The organism is Argonema galeatum A003/A1 (assembly GCF_023333595.1).
GTDB classification, from domain to species: Bacteria; Cyanobacteriota; Cyanobacteriia; order Cyanobacteriales; family Aerosakkonemataceae; genus Argonema; species Argonema galeatum.
On sequence record NZ_JAIQZM010000018.1, the window covers coordinates 98,639 to 119,398 of the forward strand.

The window sequence follows — 20,760 nt, forward strand, 5'->3', positions numbered from 1 at the left end:
ACTCGCTAGTCTTGAAACTCGCTGATGAACTGCTTTTCACCCATACAGGCGATCGTCTATGCTTCACAACCAGGAAGGATCTCTCGCCCGTCCGCTTCATCGACTTGTTAGCCTGCGTTTGTACCGATGCTTAGAACTACAACCGATCGATCGTTACCAACCCGCCCTGCGTAAACTGGACTACAAGCTCATGTTCATCCAGCAAAGCAGTTCCAACCAAGGGTCGCCGTCCTGTCGCAAACACACGAGCTTCTCGCTCCTCTCCGTTCCAAAGAATAATCGCTTTATGAACGGGCAGAATCACTCGGCTATTATCTGCCAAATTTGCACGCATATCGTATTTGAAAGGAAGATTCAATAATGCGACTGCTTCTGGTGGTAGACAAAGCTCATCTGTAAATCCTGTGTCTACTACGAACTCAATCGGGAAGTCAGCGCGATTGGGAATCCGAAATGGGATGCTAATAATTGCGTGTCCGTCAGCCACAATACCCGAAATCACTTGACCACACGCTCCATGACACCACCACCAAAAGCGGCAGCAACATTGTACCCAATTTTGATCCCGAAGAGTCGGGCATTGGGATGTTTCTCGCTCAAGTAGTCAGCAGCGCGTAAGCCATTTTCATCAACCCTGTAGTCACCTGTCTCAATGTCAATAATGACCATCTTGCCAATATTTTCTTCAATTTCCACTTCTGGGCGGATTCTGCTTTCGTACAGTCGATCTGCACGTTTGGCAACTTCTTCGCTGCTTAACAGGATCGCTTGCATAGGTTAACTCCCGATCGCTACACTACCCTCTGAACTTTTCCATAATACCTTACAAATCAATAGGATGGATATTGCCCACCCTACTTGCCTATCTAATTTACAAGATATTATTTAATTATCGCATCTACATAAAGAGTGCGAGCGCCTATCAGTAAAAAAGTAAGGTGCGAGCGCGGCTACGGCGGGTTTACCTATTTGGTTGGCGCAATTTCTGCGGGATGGGCGGTTAATTATTTTTGGATTGTTGATTGTTTTAGGAACGATATTTTTTCCTCAAGGTTTGGTAACACCGGAGTTGTTTAAGCGGTGGATGAGGAGGGATTCATAGAGGAACTGTCCAGTCCTCAGTCGTCAAGTCTTTAATTTGACTGAAGTCAGAAAGATTACGAGTTAGTAGTGTAGCATTATTAGCGATCGCGATCGCAGCTATTTTCAAGTCCATAGAACCGAGGCGAGGATAAGTATTTTTGAGACTTTTGAACGTTGAAGCGGCAGCACTTTCAAAGCCTATTACTGGTATGGCACAGAAGTTGGCAAGATGTTGCTGTAATTGCCGATATGCCTCCACTTGAGCCTCTAAAGAACGGGATGCAGCCATATAACTGAGCCACCCCCGTGTCTGCTCTTCATAAGTAACAATTGTAGTAGCTACTACTTCATTAGGATTGATGATGGACAGTCTTGCTAGTAAGGGTTGTGAGTCTTTTCCACTCCGTTCTAAGATGCTCAAATGGTCAGTATCTAAAAGGTACATTTTAATCTGTAGGAAGTTGTTCGGAATCCTGTTGCAAAGACTGGCGATACTGTTTTCCTAACTGCATCGCTTCCTCAAAAGCTGTACTTTTAGCAAAGGTTCCTGTAATTTTTTGCCACCAAGGAGTTGAGGTAGCAGGGATGGCGGGAATTAAACTTTTGAGATGTGCCACTTCAGTTTCTAATTGGGCAACTCTTTCTTCTAGTTTTGGTGTTGACATTTTTAAGTTCGATATTTAGGTCTTTTGCTATTATAGCGCTGTTGACTCAGACTGCACGGACTTGGAGACAGGCTGCGATCGCATCCACACTCCTCATCGATCGCTTATCAATAAAAAAGTAAGGAGCGATCGCATCCACACTCCTCATTGATCGCCGAGCGATAAAAAAGGAGGGCGATCGTATCCACACTCCGTGTCGATCGCCAAGCGATAAAAAAGCACTCGTGCGATCGCGTCCGGCCAATCAAGTGAAAATTAACCAACCTATTAGCTTTAAAACCCTGTACTACTACTTAAGTTCTAATAATCGGGTCTGGAGCAATATTTAAGCGTTTTGGCTGAAGTGAAGTTGCATACAGTTTATATCGTTCGCCGCCTTGCAATTGACGTTCAAGTGAATAACGAGCACCAGTTCCATCACCATATTCGGTATAGAAACGAAAGGTAGTAGATCCAGAAAAATTGCGACATTCATCAGGCTTTAAAGTCGCTCCATTACCGTTAACTTTGAAAGATGATTGTCCAGTTAGTCTGTTGCAGATAATAACTTGATTAGGAGCAATTTGAGCATTAACAGCCAGTGGCACAAATCCTAACAGAGTGCTCAAAGCAGTCAAAACGGCTGCATGGGTCGCATTACGCATTTGAATCAATCCTCCGTTGATGTCTAACGGTATATCGGCAAATCAAGTTATGACTCTTCAATCAAAACCCAAGCCTGATCGCTTTGTCAGTCGGATCAAGATCGGAACTTTTCCCCAAAAAGTTGCCAAAATGTCGGAAAAATGTCGGAAAGATCGGATAAGATCGGAAAAACCAACTTATCTGACCGCTCTATGGACATCGCAGAAGTCTTGAAACTCGCTGATGATCTGCTTTTCACCCATACGGGCGATCGCCTAGACCATCTGCAAGAAACAATAATTAAAGGAACTTTACAAGGTCAGAAATATGCCAAAATTGCCTCGGAGAACCATTTAAGTGAAGGTCATGTTCGAGATACAGCATCGAAATTATGGCAAAATTTATCCGATGTTTTAGGGGAAGATGTTAATAAATTAAATGTAGGCTCTATTTTAGAAAAAATTACTATTTCTAACAGTGTCTCATCTGGAAATTTTATTAGTTTTCATCAATTAAGTATTTGTTCGGAACGAAGGCGATCGCCTAAATCTTCTCCCTTCTCTAAACAAACTGAAACTAAACCTAATTTAGACCTAGATACTGCTCCAGCAATAACCACATTTTACGGACGTACTGAAGAAATCAATAAATTAAAAACCTGGATTATTGAACCTCATACCCGCATTATTACTTTACTCGGTATCCCCGGAATTGGTAAAACGACGCTGGCTATAAAACTAATCGAAGAAATCCCCGACCAATTTCAATATATTATTTATCGCAGTCTCCGTTTTTGTCCCAACATCGACACTTTTTTAACCGACTTACTACAAACTTCGTTCGCCTCTTCGACTCTCCCTAACACCCTTGACCAAAAAATTACTCAACTCCTTAAAATTTTACGTCAGTATCGCTGTTTAATTATCCTAGACGATCTGCAAATGCTGTTTCAACCAGGACAATTTGCCGGTCAATATCAAGCAAAATTTGAAGGATATTATCTCTTATTTAAACAAATTGCCGAATCATCTCATCCCAGTTGTTTATTTTTAATAAGTAGCGAACAACCAGAATGTTTAACTAGCGATCGCTCTAAATTTGTCCAGGTGTTAAAACTGTCAGGATTGGGAGAATCGGCTACCCAAATTTTAAAGGATAAAGAATTATTAGATGAAGAACATTGGCATAATTTAATTAAAAAATATCAAGGTCATCCCTTATGGTTAGAAATGACAGCAACTATGATTCACGAATTATTTGCTGGCAAGGTCACCGAATTTTTAACTTATCCTTCCTTGATATTAAGCAATGAAATCACATCTCAACTTAATCGTTTATGGATAAGATTAACCGATACAGAAAAACAGGTGATGAATTATTTAGCAAAACAAGAAGATGCGGTTACTTTGATGCAGGTATTACAGTTAATATCTCATCCTCCCACAGAGGTATTAAAAGCCATCCAATCCTTAAAAATACGTTGTTTGTTAGAAGATACACCAAATTGCGATCGATCTTCTTTACTAAAGATTAATTCAATTTTAAAATCTTATATCACCTCACACCCCTCATTACCAGGCTAAAAGCTCTCAGCACAGACTAGCCCAGTTATCTGCTTCTCCTGTCTTACCCCCCTCCCCGTCCACGGGGTAGGGGCTGGGGGTGGGGTTTAACCCCCTTGTTGAGAGCCAAACAAATGTTCTAGAATGCGAAGGCTCTCAGTTCGTAGCCCCGCAATTTCATTGTTTATCCTGACAATATCATTTTGCTGTTGCGCGACTATACGCAGCACTTGTAAGTGTTCTTGTTGTACTTCTAGCTGGCTATCGCGCAACCGAGCTATTGACTCCACTACATTTTGGAATCTCGTTTCACTCTGACGCTGTTGTTGTTGTAGATCTCGCTGACTATCGCGCAATTCAGCTATTGAGGAAGCTAAATTTTCGACTCTTGTGTCGCTGTGACGCTGACTATCGCGCAATTCAGCTATTGACTCTACTAAATCTTCGACTATTGCTTCAATGCGGTCGAGCCGATTGCTATCTGATGATTGAGTCATAAATTTTATTCTCCTATAGTTTTTCCTCAGAGAACCTCAGCAATTAAAATTATAGCTTTTTTTCGGGGTAAATCAACAAATTTACCCATCTTGTTGGGAGCCAAACAAATGTTCTAGAATGCGAAGACTCTCAGTTCGTAGCCCCGCAATTTCATTGTTGATCCTGACAATATCATTGTTTGTCCTGACAATTTCATTTTGCTGTTGCGCGACTATACGCAGCACTTGTAAGTGTTCTTGTTGTACTTCTAACTGGCTATCGCGCAACCGAGCTATTGACTCCACTACATTTTGGAATCTCGTTTCACTCTGACGCTGTTGTTGTTGTAAATCGCGCTGGTTATCGCGCAATTCAGCGATTGACTCAGCTAAATTTTCGGTTCTTGTTTCGCTGTGACGCTGGCTATCGCGCAATTCAGCTATTGACTCAGCTAAATTTTGGAATCTCGTTTCGCTGTGACGCTGGCTATCGCGCAATTCAGTGATTGACTCAGCTAAATTTTGGAATCTCGTTTCGCTGTGACGCTGACTATCGCGCAATTCAGCGATTGACTCTACTAAATCTTCGACTATTACCTCAATGCGGTCTAGTCGATTGCTATCTGATGATTGAGTCATAAATTTTATTCTACTATAGTTTTTCCTCAGAGAACCTACTCCTTCGCGGTAGAAGAATATTTATGGTGGTCGGGCGAAGCATTCCGGGAGAAAACTGATGTGTAAAGCGACAGATTATCGCCGGAATGCTTCGCCCCTACATAATCTTGTGGCGGTAAAGGAGTAAGCAATTAAAATTATCGCTTTTTTTTAGGGTAAATCAATGTCGATATAGCTTTTGTTGGGTTGAGGTAACGAAACCCAACCTACAATCCTACTCCCCCCTCTCCGTGTACGGAGAGGGGGGCTGGGGGGGTGAGGTTCTTTACCTACGCCTTAACGGAGCAGACAGACCAAGCAGAACACCTAAAACGATCGCAACCGCAAAACGATTCTCAGGCAGGATAAAAAGCGCCAGTAACCCCAGCAGAGCCCCAAAAAATAAACCTCTTTTGATACGTCCAATCAACTCGCTGTACTTCGGTGCAGGTTTTTCCTCTAGAGCTTTTAAGGTAATATCGGTGCTGTCAAGATCGGCGATAATTGTCTGAATTGGCTTGCCAGTTTCTCGTTCGATACGTGCGATCGCATCTCTATCTGCTTTGACTGGAGAAACAGACAATCGCACCAGCGATTCCTTAAGCGAGATATTAATTAAAGTTTGGGGAATGTCATTGCTACTCATAGGAAGTCCTGAACACAGATGTAGATGTAAATTTTCTGTGGTGCTTTTACTTTGAATTTTAAACTTTCAATTCTTCACCTCGTCGCGAACTTTGATATCCAGAAATGTGAAAATTAGGCCATTTCCGATTCCTCATTCCCGGTCTGTAAACATAACTTTGGGCAAGCAGCCACAGCCACAGTTGAGGATAGCGACCTTCTAACCAAGGCTGTTGACGCGCAAGCCAACTGGTGAACCAATCGCCCAGCAACCAGCCGATTAAAGTGCTGACGGTGAAGTCGAGATAACTTCCCAACCAACGCAGCATATCTCTAGCACCCGCCAATTCCCATATCCACACCAGTAAAGCTGGGTTTATTCGGGCGGCTTTGAGTGCTAGCCGATTAAAAGTCAGCCAGTCTATTCTGTCTTTAATGAAAGTTTCTGCCACATTTGGAGGTTCGCTAGCCAAAATCCCAAAAAAGGTATTCAGCATGGAGTTAATTCTTTGGGGTGGGAAGTAACGCCCGGTGGGAACCATCATGCCTTTGGAAAATAACCAAGTGACTGAGATATTGCTTTGATAAGCGCTAATTTGGTTCAAATGCTTTGCGCTTAAAAGGTCGTGTTTGAGGGCTGTATCCAAAAGATGTGTTAAACGCCCAAGATTGCGAACCAAGGAACCAAAGCCCGTGAAGACGAGGGGAGATTGGAGGGAGGCGGCGTCGCCAATAGCGATGAGTCGATCGATCGCAACTGTGCGATCGCTACTTCCTACGCTAAAATGGCCTGGAATATAACCAAACGTCGGCTTTTTCCACACCAGCTTATCTATATCGCAACGCCGATACTCCGGCAGAATCGTGAAAAAGTCTTCGTACATCTCCAGTAACGAACCGGGATTCTCTGAATTTACCTCGTGGTAATGAAACAAATAAATGGTGATATCATCCCCTTGGGCCGGAAATAGCTCCCAAATTAGCTGACGCCCTCGCGAAATATCCCCGTGACTGTAAAGAACATCCCCGTACTGGGAATCCCAAACTCCCGGCTCAAATCCGCTCAGTACCGCGCCTACCGTGGGACAAACACTGTCAAAAGCGCGACCTTTGTTCAGCTGCCAAGCTATGGGTGACGCGGTTCCCATCGCATCCACCAGCAGACGCCCTCTCGCCTGCCTGTATGCCCCAGTCGGCTGATGTTTCGCTTGCAAATCGACTTGCTCATCTCCGACATCCGCCCTGATAAACTCTGTCTCATCCCAAATTTCACCCCCAGCTGCCCTTAGTTTTTCCCCGCATACTCGCAGCAGTTTCTCCGCATCTAAGCCTACATTTAGCACTGTGGGCGTGTGTAATACTGACGCTTTCAGATGAGGGGGATTATTTGCATCAAAGAATTTACTAAAACCGTCTGCGTATTCTCGCGCAATCACGCTTTCAAATTCTGGTTGAGTAAATAAACCCAAATCGATTAAGCTTTGGAATTCATTGCGGGAAATATTCCATTCGCGATTCATCCGCCCAAAAGGCAACCGCTCCACCAACAGCACCCGATAGCCCAATTGCGCCATCACCGCTGCATGGATGACTCCCAAGGCTCCACCCACGTAGATGAGGTCATAATCGAGGTGTAAAAGAGCATTCTCCTCGGCCCCTCTGCCCCTCTGCTCCTCTGCCCCTCTGCCCCTCGGCCCCTCTGCCCCTCGGCCCCTCTGCCCCTCTGCCCCTCTGCCCCTCTGCCCCTCTGCCCCTCGGCTCTTTGTTTGGGAGAATATAACTTGCTTGGGTTCCTGGGGATTGCGGACACCTTCACGCCAACGTTGTTCCCACCAGTAGACGCGCCTGAGATCGAATTCGCCCTTGGGCATTTTCTGGAAGTAGCGAACTGTCTGGGGATAATAGGGAGCTAGCGCTTCAAAGATGGTTTGCTCCGACAGGTCAATCGCTGGTGGTTGCGGATACTGATGAGGAAACTTAGTTCTGAGTTCTCTAGTCAGGTTTTGCAAGATTTCCCTTTCTCTGGGGACAGGCTTATCTGCCCACCGGAAGACTTTTAAATATGTCGTTCGCTGCACTGACCAGACGAAAGCCAAAAGTTCTGGGGTTTCGGGAATATTTGTCACATGGTTTGTAGTATGAGGGAATCTGAGGCGAAAGCCGTCGGGGCCGATCGCTTTTTCGCCCCAGCCCGGTTCAAATCCTTCTTGTAACCAAGCACGGACGGCACCTGTATCCGGCGTCGGAATTTCTAAATACAGAATTTCTTTCATTTTGGGGATCGCGGTGTTGGTTAACTTACTTAGCAAGACAGAGTTGACAAAGGCTCAAAATACGGTAGACTTCCCAATACTCAACAATGTCTTAAAAAACTTTACAATTTTCTCATTTTTCTGAAACCACTAGATACCTTTGTGAATTCGCCATGAATTATCCTATTCCAGCCAGCCCTCAAGAAGTGGCAGATCTAAGGCAAAAACCTGTTGATGAAGAAATAGTCGCCGCTGCGATCGCAGGTGTGATTAAGATTTCCCGTTCCCAGGGCAAATCTTTAGACCAGTTAACCGCTGAATTACTAGCTGACGACAGGCTTCTGGATGGGGCGCAACGGCGTTGGCTGAGCGATGTCGTTACCCAAGCCTGGAAAAAGCTATCTTAGGCTTGTAATGTCCCTGCAATTGGTTAAAAGGTTGAATTAGACAATGCCTTTCCACTTCCTGCGTCAACTGAGCAAGCAAATTCTTCGGATCTGGCAGCAGAACGTAAGTCCCAAGCTGCTGCCACTGCTCTCCACGATTCGGATTGGGGGGCTGATTCTCGCAGCTTTGTCGCTGTGGGGATTTGCCGCTCTAGCAGAGGAAGTACTGTCCAAGGAAACCGAGGACTTTGACAGGGCGATTTTGCTGACGCTTTGGAGTTTGCACACGCCGCTGCTCGATCGAGTGATGCTGGCAATCACATTTATAGGCGAACCGTATGTGTTGCTCATTATATGTTTGGTCGCTGGAATTGCGCTCCTAATTCAGCATCGGAGAGCCCAAGCGACAACGCTGGCGATCGCAGGTTTGGGTGCGATCGTCTTAAATTATTTGCTTAAAGACTTATTTGCTCGTGCTAGACCCGCTCTGTGGGAACGCACCCTCGAATTAAATTCCTACAGCTTTCCCAGCGGTCACGCCATGATTTCCCTGGTAGTTTACGGCGCGATCGGCTATTTGCTGGCAATTCAATTCAAACGCTGGTGGGCATTGATTTTTATATTGACATTTTTATTAATTACTGCTATAGGTTTGAGTCGGCTTTATCTGGGCGTCCACTGGCCTACCGATGTGGTGGCTGGCTATGCAGCGGGACTGGTGTGGTTGCTTGCCTGCATCCTCAGCCTGGAAGTTTGGCGAGGAAGAAAGTCAGTTGGGAGCGTTTCGTCCTAAGAGAAATCTTTAGAAATCAGGTAGAAAATAATGATGGCAATAACTCCTTCTCATTGATAGTAAGAGCAATTATGTTTTAGCAAGCGTTTGAATCGCGTGAGTTGTATAAGTTCTACTAAAACATTCATAAAGGTAGAGATTATATTGGGCAACTTTTGTTAAAGTTCAGTTTACGACGAAAGAAACCCAAGCTGAGATTCAATCGAAACTCGATGAGGATGTCAGTCAGGCGAAGCAAAGGCTAGACAGAATTAGTCATGAAATCAGTATGTCGATCGCTGTCTAAGGCTTTTAACTAACAGCAATAGGGGAGTATTCCACTCCAAAAAGTCCGTCAGGTTCACGAGTCGCGCTATCGTGACCAATGGGAGTATGCACACGCAGTAAACGCCTTTATCAAAATTATTGGGCTAAGTTTGCTCGCGATCTCTGTGCTTGTAGAAACGCCGAAAAAGAGAGCGAACCCGCTATGAGCTATCAGAACAAACCAGAATCGGCGTTGGATCGGGAGCGGTGCGAGCCGAGAGCGCAGGGCTGGGAAAAGGCGCTACCTTCAGAATTTCCTTACCTTTGATTTGAGAACTAGGTCGATCGAGCTTGATGCGATGGTAGAGAAACGATTATGTGTGTCCAATTATAGATAACATTCTAATCTAAACTCTTCCAAGAGATAGATGATATTTAAAGGTTTTAATTCTAATATACAAGGACAACATGAAAACTCACCATAAATAATGACCGCACTCATAAACAAGTGGAATGATACTAATAAAAATATTAGCTATTTTCTCCAAAAAGCTCCCTCTCACTAGCAACAAATATTTGTGTAACTGATTGAGTTCAATTCATACCTTTTATTACATTTACAGGAGAAACTCATGGAAAATACATTGTTCGATCGAACATTCCGGGACAGCGAAGGCAAAATTGCGATCGCTCAACCGCCAAATCTACCACTGATTGTCTGGATTGTAGCTACTTTGTTAAAGCTCATTGTTACAACAGGTAAAATTAATCTAGGGTTGGAGCTAGTAGCTTTTGGCTCGTTGTTTACTTGGGCTTGGGAAGAATTATTTCAAGGCGTTAATTACTTTCGTAGAGCATTAGGTCTAATTGTGCTTGTTGGTCTGATTGCGTCGAAGCTTTTATAAGTAGGTAAGCATCAATAAATTCTATCAACCATGACCTTACCTCAAACATCTACGCAAACTCTGGTCAAAGCTAAACTTTCCCACCGTGGCGCAAGCAATGCCAAAAACAATGCGCCGTAATGCTCAAAGTCAAGATGAAGGACGCTTAGTAATCTTGAGCGTAGTTACTGCTGCTGCCTGTGCCAGCATATTAGCGATCGCCTTTATCTTGAAAGAAGCAAAAGGAAAAGATGTAAGTATAGTTATTCCCCATGTAATTCTGGCAGTGGTAACGATTATTGGGTCATGGTTACTCGTTCACACTATTTTGGCAATGCACTATGCTCACGAATATTATCAGGATCGTAAAACTCAGAGTGATTCTAAAGCTGGAGGGCTAGATTTTCCCGAAGATATTGAACCCGACTACTGGGATTTTTTATATTTCTCTTTTGTTATTGGCATGACCAGCCAAGTTTCAGATGTAGAAATTACCTCGCGATCGCTGAGACGATTAGCTTTACTCCATAGCATTCTCTCCTTTTTCTTCAATACCGCAATTGTAGCAATGAGTATTAATATTATTGCTGGTTTAATTGAGTAATTACAGCAGATTCCAGCTTTATGCAGTACACCTCACTTACCTCTGCTGAGGATCAAACGGGATGGGGATTAGGATTATTTTTAGCAAAGAGTATTACTGAAGCTCATCAAGGGACACTTGCAGTTGAAAGTGCGGAGGGCAAGGGGACAAGCTTTATCATTAAGTTACCGAAAGTTTCTCTTTAGTTCGGGGCATTAAAAATAAGGTAAAAAATCATGAATCCACAGTCCACGTTTTGGAGCTTGTCCACGGATCGGGTGCTTCAGCAGACGCGCTCTACAGCCGCAGGATTAAGCCGTGCTGATGCGAAACAACGCCTGAGCCAGTACGGTGCAAACAGCCTCAAACAAACACACAAATCGAGCGCATTGATACTGTTGCTCAATCAGTTCAAGAGTCCGATTATCTTGATTCTGATTTTTGCGGCGGTGCTATCAATTTTTGTTCAAGATGCGGCATCTGCCATTATCATTTTGACGATCGTCTTGATTAGTGGTTTATTAGGATTTTGGCAAGAGAAAGGAGCGTCGAACGCTGTCGAAAAATTATTGGCATTAGTGCAAGTTAAAGCAACTGTTTTGAGGGATGGTCAATCTCAAGAAATCCCCACTGAGGAAGTAGTTCCTGGCGATATTATAGTGCTTTGTGCAGGTAAAAATATTCCGGGCGACTGTCTAGTTTTAGAGTCGAAGGATCTATCGGTGGATGAAGCAGCACTGACAGGAGAAACCTATCCGGTAGACAAGCTAAGTGGCGTATTGCCGGCTGTTACTGGACTGGGCCAACGCACCAATTCCCTCTATATGGGAACCAATGTAATTAGTGGAACGGCGAAAGCCGTAGTCGTTCATACTGGAAAAGAAACTGAATTCGGCAAAGTATCGGAACGTTTGAAACTCAGACCTCCCGAAACAGAATTTGAAAGGGGACTTAGCAAATTTGGTTACTTTCTCATGGAAGTAACGCTAATTTTGGTAGTTCTAATTTTTGTCGCCAACGTCTACCTTCATCGCCCAGTATTGGAATCTTTCCTGTTTTCTCTGGCGCTGGCGGTGGGTTTGACTCCCCAACTTCTGCCTGCGATTGTTAGCGTTAACTTGGCTCGTGGTGCCAAGAAAATGGCCACAAAGCAGGTGATTGTGAAGCGTTTGCCAGCTATTGAAAACTTTGGCAGTATGAATGTGTTTTGTACCGATAAGACGGGTACGCTGACGGAAGGAGAGGTAAAAATTCACTCTGCGGTTGATGTGGAGGGTCAAGAAAGCGATCGCGTTCTACTTTACGCTTATTTGAATGCCGCATCTGAGTCAGGTTATGTGAATCCGATTGATGCAGCGATTCGCGAACACAAAAAATTCGATATTTCTAGCTATCAAAAGTTAGATGAAGTGCCTTATGATTTTAACCGCAAACGTCTCAGCATCCTGTTCAAAAAAGAGAAGACGCATCTGATTGTCACTAAAGGCGCACTGAAAAATATTCTGGATGTTTGCTCAAGTGTTGAAACTGCTGATGGAAAAACGATCGACATTGTAGATCAGCAACAAAAACTCCACCAAGAGGCTGAAGATTTAGGCAGTAAAGGATTTAGAGCCTTGGGTGTAGCTTATCGGGATTTCGTTGGCGTAGCCTCTCAGAATGAGAATCGAGATTCTTTCAGCAAAGATGATGAAACAAACATGACATTTCTGGGCTACCTTGCTCTCTTCGATCCGCCAAAAGCTGGCATCGCTGACACCCTTAAAGAGTTAGAATTGCTGGGAGTAACCCCGAAGATGATTACCGGAGACAGCAAGGCGGTTGCTATTAGTATCATTCAGCAGGTAGGACTGCCTGAACAAAAGATTTTGACCGGCTCTGAACTAGAAAAGCTCAGTGATGAAGCTTTGATCCATCGAGTACAAGAAACAAATGTTTTTGCTGAGGTAGAGCCAAATCAAAAAGAGCGTATTATTATTGCCCTCAAAAAAGCGGGGAATGTAGTTGGATATCTTGGAGACGGCATTAACGATGCCTCTGCGCTTCATGCTGCCGATGTCGGCATCTCAGTCGAGAGCGCAGTGGATGTCGCTAAGGAAGCCGCTGATATTGTGTTGATGGAAAAGGATTTGAATGTCTTGGTCGAAGGCGTAAAGGAAGGACGGATTACATTTGCCAATACTTTAAAGTATGTATTTATGGCAACTAGCGCCAATTTTGGCAATATGTTTAGCATGGCGGGAATTTCTCTGTTTCTGCCCTTTTTGCCGCTGCTGCCCAGTCAGATTTTGCTGACGAACCTATTAACTGATTTCCCCGAATTGACGATCGCGACAGATCGGGTAGACAAGGAGTTAGTCAACAAACCTCGCCGGATGGATATCAAGTTTATCCGCAACTTTATGATCGTGTTTGGTTTGCTGAGTTCAATATTTGATTACCTGACATTTGGGGCGCTGCTGTTGCTGCTACACGCTCAACCAGAACAGTTTAGAACAGGCTGGTTTATGGAGTCTGTAATCTCCGCTTCGATGGTTGTGCTAGTGATTCGTACCCGCCAATCCATTTTTAGCAGTAAACCCGGAAAGTATCTGTTATCGGCAACGCTGGCGACCGTAGGAGTGACAATGATCATTCCCTGGACACCTTTGGGAACCCTGCTCGGATTTCAACCGTTGCCGTTGAGTTTTATGCTGGTTCTGGGAGCGATCGTGATATTCTACGTTACTGCCGCTGAGAATGTGAAACGAGTGTTTTATCAACGAGTGAAATTTTGATCAATCTCTATAGATCGGTAAGTACTATGTGGATAAAATGGATCGCACTCATTATTATTTCAATTATAGTTTGTATTGGACTGGCAACCATTTACGGCGGATTTCGATGGCAGTCAGATACTGATAACTTACGCGCCAAGTTAGCAAGTGGACAGCGGATAATTAAGCCCAAAATCTATGACCAAAAGGAGATTGAAGGCTTGCCAGTCCCGGTGCAGCGATTCTTTCGGACAGTACTCAAGGATGGACAGCCGATCGCCTCTGCTGTCAAAGTCGTCCATCAGGGACAGTTCAATATGAGTGAGACGGAAGCCAAGTGGAGCCCGTTCACTTCCACACAACTTGTCATCACTCAGCGTCCAGGTTTTGATTGGGATGCACGCATCCACATGGCACCAGGACTGAAGGTGTTTGTTCATGATGCCTATGTGTTTGGGGAAGGTACCTTGCACGCATCATTACTTGGTCTTGTCACCCTTGCGAATGTGCGCGGTACGCCTGAAATGGCTCAAGGTGAGTTAATGCGGTTTTTTGCAGAGACGGCGTGGTATCCGACTGCTTTGTTACCCAGTCAGGGTGTGCGCTGGGAGGCGATCGATGATACCTCCGCTCGCGGGACTCTAACGGACGGTGCAACAACTGTCTCACTGGTATTTCGTTTTAATGCCGAAGGGTCGATCGACACCGTTCGTGCTGAGGCTCGTTATCGGGGTCTAGTCCCGACACCGTGGGAAGGCCGATTTTGGGGATATACGGTTCGCAATGGGATGCAAATCCCCTTAGAAGGTGAAGTAGCATGGCAACCACCAGAAGGCTCTTGGCCGTACTGGAGAGGGCGGATTACAGAGATTAACCATGAGTTCGCGCAATGAGGGCTCTTCCGTACTTACTGTGCCAAACTATTAGTTTAAGTAGTTAAAAACCAAGCTATGTCTGAATTGAAGGATAAAACGGCTCAAATTAACTAAAACAAGACCGTAAATCCTTGCTGTGTAAGAATTTATGCCATTTTTTTTCAGATAAATTAGCACAGTAAGTACGGAAAAGCCACTAAGTTTGACGCTTGTTTAGGTAACTTTTTTAGAGCAGAAATCTGCGGAGACATAATAAAACAAAACTAGGAATTGCGCTCTATTTTTTTGACAATTCTGAGAACTAACCAACATAAAACAGCCCCAATTAAACTCATTTGCCATAATCCACAACCAGCAGCAATTCCCAAAGCGGCTGTAACCCAAATGGCCGCAGCAGAGGTAAGTCCCCGAATCTCAACTGCCCCGCATTCCTGCCCAGTCCGCAAGATTTCGCCAGCTCCCAAAAAGCCAACGCCAGCTGCAATGCCCTGAATCACCCGGCTGATACTATCGGCCTCCTGCGTGGTGGAACTGAGTTGGATAGGCACGAGAACAAACAGAGCAGCGCCAAAACTTACCAGCATATAAGTTCTCAACCCAGCCGGTTTATGTGTGAGTTGGCGCTCCCAGCCAATGATCGCCCCAACGAGCAAAGAGAGACTTAGCCGAAAGATTAAACCTAGCCAATCATCGGGAGGAAGGGAAAGAGTACCAGTCATTCGATTTTAGATCTTGATTTTAGATATTGGTCAGGGGCTGGGCGGGTGAATTCCGATCGACCATGCCATACCCCTGCCCCTGCCCCATTCTCCGTTGACTACTCGTTACTCTATTGGATAAAACTCTCTTGTGTCTGAAGAGTACTCCCAGGCAATTCCTTCTGGATCTCTGCTGCGACTCCACTGTGGGAAATCTGAATCGTCTCTACGTTTGAGAACAGTGCTGGAATGAACGTCGAGTCGTCTGGCAAGTTCCGATTGGATCAGAGATTGAAGAATTCTGTGTTTTTTAGGTATTGGTTGTGCTAATTCCTCAGAAGTCAGTGGTTCTGGTGCTTCCTCCTCAGTAAGTAGTTGTGCTAATTTCTCAGAAGTAAGTGGTTCTGATGGTTTTTCAGAAGTCAGTGGTGAGTGAGGTGCTTCCTCTGCCTCGGTAGGTGATTCTGTCGGCTTCTCGATCGCATCTGGTGGCAGTGGCAAAGGCTCAAAAGCCTCTACAGTATACGGTTCGCTCTCAAGTTGGAAGCTGGGAGTACCGTCGTCAAATATGCTACCTAGAGTGTTGGCGGTGATAAAGTAGTACACCCTGCCCTTGTCTTCAAAATCTCGACCTTGGGCACCGAATTCCTCAGCTTTAGCATCTAAATACCGCTTGGCTGCCGTCCCAGAGATCTGGGCCTTCATTGACAAGTCCAGTACGGTAAGGCATCCTCGGTTTTCCTTGATGAGCTGATGAAAGATGGGGTTAAGTTGCTGGCTCCATTTTTGCCATTGATAGCGCTGCCAAATACTGAAACTACCGCCCAAACTAACCAGCGCTAGCAGCACTGGCCAAGCTTTGAACAGGATGACGATCGCAAGCGCTATGGGGATAATGAGAATGAGAGCGCCAGAGGCGCTGTTATCTATTGCTTTTCCAGCCATGTCTCTTGTTGCAAATTTACCTTTAATGTCGCAAGAAGGCTCACACTCAACCAATCTTAATCTTTGCAAAGATCGCGATCGATAATTTGCCTAAATTAAAATTGCCCATTGCCCACGTTTTTTGGGGTTAGTTTGGGCATCGGGCATTGGACGAGGACAATTCCTTATCCACCAATCATTTGCAAAAGTAATCACATTTATTTTATAGTATCAATTATCCTTATATATAGTTTGGTTGCATCGGTAGTACATGAGCGATATCCTTAAATTGTTTGTTGGTATCGGTGGTTAAATTTTTACCGCAGATGAAGAGGGATGAACGCAGATAAACGCAGATATGAGATTGAATACACTTATTCTAGTTGCTCAAATAAAGCAGCCAGAATAGTATTAGAAAACAAGAATCCTTCTGGATCGGTTAATCTTAACCGCCCAAACAACGGTAACTTTTTATCATCGCAAATATCAATAGCTTTCCCATCTATACCTACAATTTGCACCCAACCTTGACGATAGTAAGGCTGCAAACAATTCCAAATCTGCTCTAAGCTTTTTTCCCCAAACTGCCGATCTAAAGCTGACAAGTTTAACCCTGACGCCAAGCGTAAGCCCAGCATTAAAGTTTCTAACAGAATATCATTTGCCGAGATTTGGGCGCAATCGATCGCACCTCCAGATGTCACCCATTCATAATATTCTCGCCTTGTACGCTTTCTTGTAAAGCGCTGTCCGCCAAAATAACTCGCAGCACCCATGCCAAAACCATAATAAGGACGATTTTCCCAGTAAACTCGATTGTGGCGGCACTGATGTCCGGGCTGGGCATAATTAGAAATTTCATAATGTTGATAACCGTCATTCGTCAGCACTTGTTGCGCTAGCTTGTACATCTTGACTGTGGTATCATCAGTGGGCAAAGGCTGAGAACCGGGTTTATACTGACGTGCAAAGGCCGTAACAGGCTCAACAATAAGGTCATAAACAGAGATGTGCTCCGGGGAAATAGCAATTGCTGTCTCTAGGGAATTTTGCCAATGTTCTAGAGTTTGATGCGGCAGTCCAGAAATCAAATCTAAACTGAAGTCTGGAACATCGATTTGACGGATTAACTCAACTGCTGCAAAAATATCGGCAACGGTGTGCGATCGGCCCGCATATTTTAACAGTTCATCCTGAAAAGCTTGTACCCCCAAACTGATCCGATTTACTCCCGCATCCCGATATCCCTTTAAATGTGTCAAATCAAACGTGCCTGGGTCCATTTCCATTGAAATTTCGGCACCAGCAACAATACCAAACTGATGAGCAAGTAATTCCAGTATGTAACTTAGTTGTTTTACTGATAGCAGCGAAGGAGTACCACCACCAAAGAAAACTGTTTCCAGAGGTTTTCCCAATGCTGGTGTAATGTCAATTTCCCGACATAACATCTCAACATACTGTACGATCGTGCCAGAGCTATCACCACGAGCCTTATCTCCCACTACAGAAACCGGGAAATCGCAATAATAGCAGCGTCGCCGACAGAAAGGAATGTGAATGTAAGCGGAACTAGGAATGGGTTGCACTTTGGAGAATCGATCGAACTATTATACCATAACTTATAAAGGAATACAAATTTTGCAACAAAACGCAAAATAACGGCACAATCCTTAGAGAGTGTTTGAAAAGCCTGTGGTGAAGCCAAAGAAACCGGGTTTCTTGGGGGTTTAACCAAAAAGCTGGGTGAGCCTGGAATTAGAAACCCGGTTTCTCACTCCACAGACAATTTCTCAAAAATTCTCTTAAATACTTCATTAAAAGTTGTAAATCAAATCAATTGAATTCATGAAAATAACGCTCAACTGTTGAGTTCGTAAGGTTTTTACAGCAATAATCCCAAAGAGAGACGGCGAGAGAATCGAAGATATAATGGAACGGTACAAATATCAGCTGCTAACATTCATTTTAATCGTTTCTTAATCCCGCCTGGGAATGGAAACTCTCATCCTAATCAGCTTAAAACAATGCTTGACGCAATTATTATTCTTTCATTCATGGCAGCAGGGGCTGGGATCGGCTTCTACATCATTGACTTGATACCGAGCTGGGCGCTGACGCAGGTAACCAATCTGCAAGGTTTGCGCTTGGTTTTCGCCGGGTTTGGAGTCATAGGTGGAATAGCGGTGGGGCTCTTCGTCCAGACGGCTTATCGGCGTTTGGAACGGAAAGTCCGGGAAATGCCGGTGGATGTCCTCTTGACTCGTGCAGTTGGCTTGGTGCTGGGGCTACTCGTTGCCAACTTAATGCTCGCGCCAATTTTCTTACTGCCGATTCCGACGGATTTTGCCTTTATTAAGCCACTGGTCGCCGTTTTGGGCAGTATCATGTTTGCCTTCTCTGGTATAAATCTTGCAGATACCCACGGGCGGGGTTTCTTGCGACTGATTAATCCTCACACGGTGGAAAGTCTCCTAGTAGCAGAAGGCACGCTTAAGCCTGCGGCTACCAAAGTCTTAGATACCAGTTGCATTATCGACGGTCGCATTGAAGAGTTGCTGGATACTGGTTTTGTGGAAGGCCAAATTCTCGTGCCGCAGTTTGTTTTGCGGGAATTGCAGCAAGTCGCCGATGCTTCCAACGATCAAAAGCGAGTTCGGGGGCGTCGAGGGCTGGATATCCTTAACCGCATGAAGAATACTTACCCAGAGAGGATTGTTATTCATTCTGCTGACTACGAAGATATTCCCACGGTGGATGCCAAGTTGGTGCGTTTGGCTCAAGAGATTAATGGCACTCTGCTGAGTAATGACTATAATCTCAGCAAGGTTGCCAGCTTGCAGAAAGTACCTGTGTTGAATATCAATGACTTAGCGCAGTCGATTCGTCCTTCTTATCTACCGGGTGACAACCTGGATCTGAAAATTATCAAGGAAGGCAAGGAACCCAGTCAAGGGATTGGCTATTTGGATGATGGCACTTTGGTTGTGGTTGAAGAGGGCAGCAGATATGTGGGCAGCGAACTGCGGGTGGTTGTAACATCTGCGTTACAAACTTCTGCTGGGAGGATGATTTTTGCCCGCCCCCAAGCAGCGGAAGGTTTGAAGGTTTGAAAAGTCAAAAGAAAAAAATTCTTTCTTTTGACTTTTGACTTTTGACTTTTGCCTTGAATTCAAGAGTCGCTCTGTAATATGGTTTTGGAGACAATGCGGGTTTTCTTGCGATCGCCTTCCGAAAGTTCTTCTCCTGATTGCAGCCGGGTGGCATTGACTTGCAGCACTGTTGCGGCACTTTTGTCTCCCATTTGCAGAGCGGTTTTGGCGGCAGTTTGCAGCATCGTAGCAGCACCAGCGCGATCGCCTTGTTGCAATTTTGTCTCCGCAATTTGAGTTTGCCGATATTTTGCCAAAGCCAAAATCGACTTTTGCACCTTTGGGTCGATACTCGGTTGGTAAGTCCGCACGCAGTTTGCCTCCACTGATGCAATTTCAGAGAGTAAACCTTCCTTACCCTGGCCTGGATCGTCATAGCGAACTTGCAAGCGGGCTACAGTCTGCCGCCCTTCCGGCATTTGACCGATATACAAGTTTGCCAGGATAACTCGCTCTTGTTCGGTCATCAAATCTCCCAATCGGACTAGAAATCGCGACCCTTCTTGTTGTACCGGCAATTCGATCGTATCGGGAGCAACTTGAGCGATGGGTTTGAGTTCTGCCAGCCGCACCTTTGGCATCAGATCGAACAGCAAGTAAGCATTAGTCAATCCCACAGATTGGATGCGCTTGAACAGGCGAGCAAATTCTTCCACTACGCGATCGGGCTGTTCGATATAAGATAAGGAGCCACCACCAGCATCGGCAATTTGTTCTAGAATATCTTGATTCCAGTGAGTGCCGAATCCCAAAGCGTTCAGGGTCAGTTTGTAGCCAGCAGCCAGTTCCGCCAATTTGAGGCATTTATCATTGCTGCCATGTTCGTTTTCACCGTCGGTCAACAGAAATGCTTGGGAAATCGCGTCTTTTTTGCCCTTAGCCATTTCTTCAATTCCCAGGCGCAGTCCCTCATCAATTGCGGTACCGCCGTCAGCCTTCAGTTGGGCGATCTGCCGTTTGATGGCAGCTCCATCTTCAATAACTTGATTGGGGATTAAAACTTTGGCGCGGTGATCGAAGACTACCACCGAAAGGCGATCGCCTTCTTTAAGCCGTTCTACCAAGCGTCCGGCTGCTTGTTTGACCGTTTCCAGGGGGCGTCCGCTCATCGAACCGCTGCGATCGAGAATCAGACACAAGTTTAGGGGTACATTCTCTACTATTTCACCCGGCGTAGCAGAAACGGAAATCTCCAGCTGACGCTGACTCGTCGATTGACCCGCATCCAGGTTGGCATCGTTCAATATAGGCTGCAAACTAACTTTCATAATTCCAAGCTCCCATATAAGTAGTAATATTATTTATCTCACGGCCAAAGGCTGACGTTACGTACCTACAACCAGGATATCCGATTCAGGGCGATCGCATTTAAGCAAGGGCTTAACAAAATGCCCTAACGCAAAGAAACCCGGTTTCTATGCAAAATCGTGGGTTTTATAGCTAAAGATATCCGAAGAAAGCGGGTTTCTAGTCCTTTGGTGCTTAAGTCCTGTATAATGGAGCAAATTAGCTTCAGTCAG

The 20,760-nt window shown here is 44.9% G+C and carries 23 protein-coding genes; 9 read left to right on the forward strand and 14 right to left on the reverse strand.

Going from position 1 to position 20,760, the window contains the following annotated elements:
- Positions 1-136 precede the first annotated feature (136 nt).
- The 6 genes from LAY41_RS18970 to LAY41_RS19000 all read right to left on the reverse strand — a co-directional run bounded on the left by LAY41_RS18970 (position 137) and on the right by LAY41_RS19000 (position 2,392).
- Positions 137-502, reverse strand: a complete 366-nt coding sequence (locus tag LAY41_RS18970; protein ID WP_249072039.1) for a clan AA aspartic protease — start codon at positions 500-502, stop codon at positions 137-139.
- Positions 499-774 (reverse strand): hypothetical protein, encoded by a 276-nt coding sequence (locus tag LAY41_RS18975; RefSeq protein ID WP_249101458.1) that lies wholly within the window; start codon positions 772-774, stop codon positions 499-501. Before LAY41_RS18975 ends, LAY41_RS18970 begins: the two co-directional genes overlap by 4 nt.
- A 322-nt stretch (positions 775-1,096) precedes the next feature.
- Positions 1,097-1,528: a type II toxin-antitoxin system VapC family toxin gene (locus LAY41_RS18985; RefSeq protein ID WP_249101460.1), complete on the reverse strand. Its 432-nt coding sequence runs from the start codon at positions 1,526-1,528 to the stop codon at positions 1,097-1,099.
- 1 nt (position 1,529) lies between these two features.
- A complete protein-coding gene (locus LAY41_RS18990; RefSeq protein ID WP_249101463.1) occupies positions 1,530-1,748 on the reverse strand; it encodes a hypothetical protein in 219 nt (72 codons plus the stop codon).
- A gap of 46 nt (positions 1,749-1,794) precedes the next feature.
- Positions 1,795-1,992: a hypothetical protein gene (locus LAY41_RS18995; RefSeq protein ID WP_249101466.1), complete on the reverse strand. Its 198-nt coding sequence runs from the start codon at positions 1,990-1,992 to the stop codon at positions 1,795-1,797.
- A gap of 49 nt (positions 1,993-2,041) precedes the next feature.
- The gene (locus LAY41_RS19000) at positions 2,042-2,392 is read right to left on the reverse strand and encodes a hypothetical protein (protein WP_249101470.1); all 351 of its coding nucleotides are present in this window, start codon (positions 2,390-2,392) and stop codon (positions 2,042-2,044) included.
- Positions 2,393-2,533: 141 nt separating this feature from the next.
- Between LAY41_RS19000 and LAY41_RS19005 the strand changes: the two genes are divergently transcribed.
- Positions 2,534-3,955: a helix-turn-helix domain-containing protein gene (locus LAY41_RS19005; RefSeq protein WP_249101473.1), complete on the forward strand. Its 1,422-nt coding sequence runs from the start codon at positions 2,534-2,536 to the stop codon at positions 3,953-3,955.
- An 86-nt stretch (positions 3,956-4,041) separates the two neighbouring features.
- On the opposite strand, the gene LAY41_RS19010 is transcribed toward LAY41_RS19005, so the two are convergent.
- From LAY41_RS19010 to LAY41_RS19025, 4 genes are all read right to left on the reverse strand, one after another.
- Positions 4,042-4,431 (reverse strand): hypothetical protein, encoded by a 390-nt coding sequence (locus LAY41_RS19010; RefSeq protein ID WP_249101476.1) that lies wholly within the window; start codon positions 4,429-4,431, stop codon positions 4,042-4,044.
- A gap of 81 nt (positions 4,432-4,512) precedes the next feature.
- The gene (locus LAY41_RS19015; protein ID WP_249101479.1) at positions 4,513-5,049 is read right to left on the reverse strand and encodes a hypothetical protein; all 537 of its coding nucleotides are present in this window, start codon (positions 5,047-5,049) and stop codon (positions 4,513-4,515) included.
- Between the two features lie 304 nt (positions 5,050-5,353).
- Positions 5,354-5,713: a hypothetical protein gene (locus LAY41_RS19020; RefSeq protein ID WP_249101482.1), complete on the reverse strand. Its 360-nt coding sequence runs from the start codon at positions 5,711-5,713 to the stop codon at positions 5,354-5,356.
- Between the two features lie 58 nt (positions 5,714-5,771).
- The gene (locus LAY41_RS19025; RefSeq protein ID WP_249101485.1) at positions 5,772-7,964 is read right to left on the reverse strand and encodes an FAD-dependent monooxygenase family protein; all 2,193 of its coding nucleotides are present in this window, start codon (positions 7,962-7,964) and stop codon (positions 5,772-5,774) included.
- 152 nt (positions 7,965-8,116) lie between these two features.
- On the opposite strand from LAY41_RS19025, the gene LAY41_RS19030 reads away from it, so the two are divergent.
- From LAY41_RS19030 to LAY41_RS19060, 7 genes are all read left to right on the forward strand, one after another.
- Positions 8,117-8,350 carry a hypothetical protein gene (locus LAY41_RS19030; protein ID WP_249101487.1) on the forward strand — a complete coding sequence of 78 codons (234 nt, stop codon included), beginning with the start codon at positions 8,117-8,119 and terminating at the stop codon, positions 8,348-8,350.
- A 43-nt stretch (positions 8,351-8,393) separates the two neighbouring features.
- Entirely contained in the window at positions 8,394-9,122 is a 729-nt protein-coding gene (locus LAY41_RS19035) for a phosphatase PAP2 family protein (protein WP_249101489.1), read from the forward strand.
- 878 nt (positions 9,123-10,000) lie between these two features.
- Complete coding sequence (locus LAY41_RS19040) at positions 10,001-10,273, forward strand: hypothetical protein (RefSeq protein WP_249101492.1); 273 nt, start codon at positions 10,001-10,003, stop codon at positions 10,271-10,273.
- An 85-nt stretch (positions 10,274-10,358) separates the two neighbouring features.
- Positions 10,359-10,856, forward strand: a complete 498-nt coding sequence (locus LAY41_RS19045; protein ID WP_338023023.1) for a DUF1345 domain-containing protein — start codon at positions 10,359-10,361, stop codon at positions 10,854-10,856.
- Positions 10,857-10,876: 20 nt separating this feature from the next.
- Positions 10,877-11,041, forward strand: a complete 165-nt coding sequence (locus LAY41_RS19050; RefSeq protein WP_275974247.1) for an ATP-binding protein — start codon at positions 10,877-10,879, stop codon at positions 11,039-11,041.
- 30 nt (positions 11,042-11,071) lie between these two features.
- Entirely contained in the window at positions 11,072-13,612 is a 2,541-nt protein-coding gene (mgtA, locus tag LAY41_RS19055; RefSeq protein ID WP_249101499.1) for a magnesium-translocating P-type ATPase, read from the forward strand.
- Between the two features lie 26 nt (positions 13,613-13,638).
- A complete protein-coding gene (locus LAY41_RS19060; protein WP_249101502.1) occupies positions 13,639-14,484 on the forward strand; it encodes a DUF6920 family protein in 846 nt (281 codons plus the stop codon).
- Between the two features lie 245 nt (positions 14,485-14,729).
- Here LAY41_RS19060 and LAY41_RS19065 read toward each other — a convergent pair whose 3' ends face one another.
- The 3 genes from LAY41_RS19065 to hemW form a co-directional block, all read right to left on the reverse strand.
- Positions 14,730-15,185 carry an MgtC/SapB family protein gene (locus LAY41_RS19065; protein ID WP_249101504.1) on the reverse strand — a complete coding sequence of 152 codons (456 nt, stop codon included), beginning with the start codon at positions 15,183-15,185 and terminating at the stop codon, positions 14,730-14,732.
- Between the two features lie 105 nt (positions 15,186-15,290).
- Positions 15,291-16,109: a hypothetical protein gene (locus tag LAY41_RS19070; protein ID WP_249101507.1), complete on the reverse strand. Its 819-nt coding sequence runs from the start codon at positions 16,107-16,109 to the stop codon at positions 15,291-15,293.
- 353 nt (positions 16,110-16,462) lie between these two features.
- Positions 16,463-17,677: a radical SAM family heme chaperone HemW gene (gene hemW / locus LAY41_RS19075; RefSeq protein ID WP_249101511.1), complete on the reverse strand. Its 1,215-nt coding sequence runs from the start codon at positions 17,675-17,677 to the stop codon at positions 16,463-16,465.
- A 438-nt stretch (positions 17,678-18,115) separates the two neighbouring features.
- Here hemW and LAY41_RS19080 point away from each other — a divergent pair, with 438 nt between their 5' ends.
- Positions 18,116-19,201 (forward strand): PIN/TRAM domain-containing protein, encoded by a 1,086-nt coding sequence (locus tag LAY41_RS19080; RefSeq protein WP_249101514.1) that lies wholly within the window; start codon positions 18,116-18,118, stop codon positions 19,199-19,201.
- 59 nt (positions 19,202-19,260) lie between these two features.
- Here LAY41_RS19080 and LAY41_RS19085 read toward each other — a convergent pair whose 3' ends face one another.
- Positions 19,261-20,508, reverse strand: coding sequence for a vWA domain-containing protein (locus LAY41_RS19085; RefSeq protein WP_249101518.1), 1,248 nt, complete (start codon positions 20,506-20,508; stop codon positions 19,261-19,263).
- Positions 20,509-20,760: the final 252 nt, after the last annotated feature.

Coding starts and splice junctions, on each gene's coding strand:
- LAY41_RS19020 (WP_249101482.1), bottom strand. CDS start 5,713: ATGAGTAGCAATGACATTCCCCAAACTTTAATTAATATCTCGCTTAAG.
- LAY41_RS19005 (WP_249101473.1), top strand. CDS start 2,534: ATGTCGGAAAGATCGGATAAGATCGGAAAAACCAACTTATCTGACCGC.
- LAY41_RS19070 (WP_249101507.1), bottom strand. CDS start 16,109: ATGGCTGGAAAAGCAATAGATAACAGCGCCTCTGGCGCTCTCATTCTC.
- LAY41_RS18985 (WP_249101460.1), bottom strand. CDS start 1,528: ATGTACCTTTTAGATACTGACCATTTGAGCATCTTAGAACGGAGTGGA.
- LAY41_RS19000 (WP_249101470.1), bottom strand. CDS start 2,392: ATGCGTAATGCGACCCATGCAGCCGTTTTGACTGCTTTGAGCACTCTG.
- LAY41_RS19065 (WP_249101504.1), bottom strand. CDS start 15,185: ATGACTGGTACTCTTTCCCTTCCTCCCGATGATTGGCTAGGTTTAATC.
- LAY41_RS18990 (WP_249101463.1), bottom strand. CDS start 1,748: ATGTCAACACCAAAACTAGAAGAAAGAGTTGCCCAATTAGAAACTGAA.
- LAY41_RS19015 (WP_249101479.1), bottom strand. CDS start 5,049: ATGACTCAATCATCAGATAGCAATCGACTAGACCGCATTGAGGTAATA.
- LAY41_RS19060 (WP_249101502.1), top strand. CDS start 13,639: ATGTGGATAAAATGGATCGCACTCATTATTATTTCAATTATAGTTTGT.
- LAY41_RS19040 (WP_249101492.1), top strand. CDS start 10,001: ATGGAAAATACATTGTTCGATCGAACATTCCGGGACAGCGAAGGCAAA.
- LAY41_RS19080 (WP_249101514.1), top strand. CDS start 18,116: ATGCTTGACGCAATTATTATTCTTTCATTCATGGCAGCAGGGGCTGGG.
- LAY41_RS19035 (WP_249101489.1), top strand. CDS start 8,394: ATGCCTTTCCACTTCCTGCGTCAACTGAGCAAGCAAATTCTTCGGATC.
- LAY41_RS19010 (WP_249101476.1), bottom strand. CDS start 4,431: ATGACTCAATCATCAGATAGCAATCGGCTCGACCGCATTGAAGCAATA.
- mgtA (WP_249101499.1), top strand. CDS start 11,072: ATGAATCCACAGTCCACGTTTTGGAGCTTGTCCACGGATCGGGTGCTT.
- LAY41_RS18975 (WP_249101458.1), bottom strand. CDS start 774: ATGCAAGCGATCCTGTTAAGCAGCGAAGAAGTTGCCAAACGTGCAGAT.
- LAY41_RS19050 (WP_275974247.1), top strand. CDS start 10,877: ATGCAGTACACCTCACTTACCTCTGCTGAGGATCAAACGGGATGGGGA.
- LAY41_RS19030 (WP_249101487.1), top strand. CDS start 8,117: ATGAATTATCCTATTCCAGCCAGCCCTCAAGAAGTGGCAGATCTAAGG.
- LAY41_RS19085 (WP_249101518.1), bottom strand. CDS start 20,508: ATGAAAGTTAGTTTGCAGCCTATATTGAACGATGCCAACCTGGATGCG.
- LAY41_RS19025 (WP_249101485.1), bottom strand. CDS start 7,964: ATGAAAGAAATTCTGTATTTAGAAATTCCGACGCCGGATACAGGTGCC.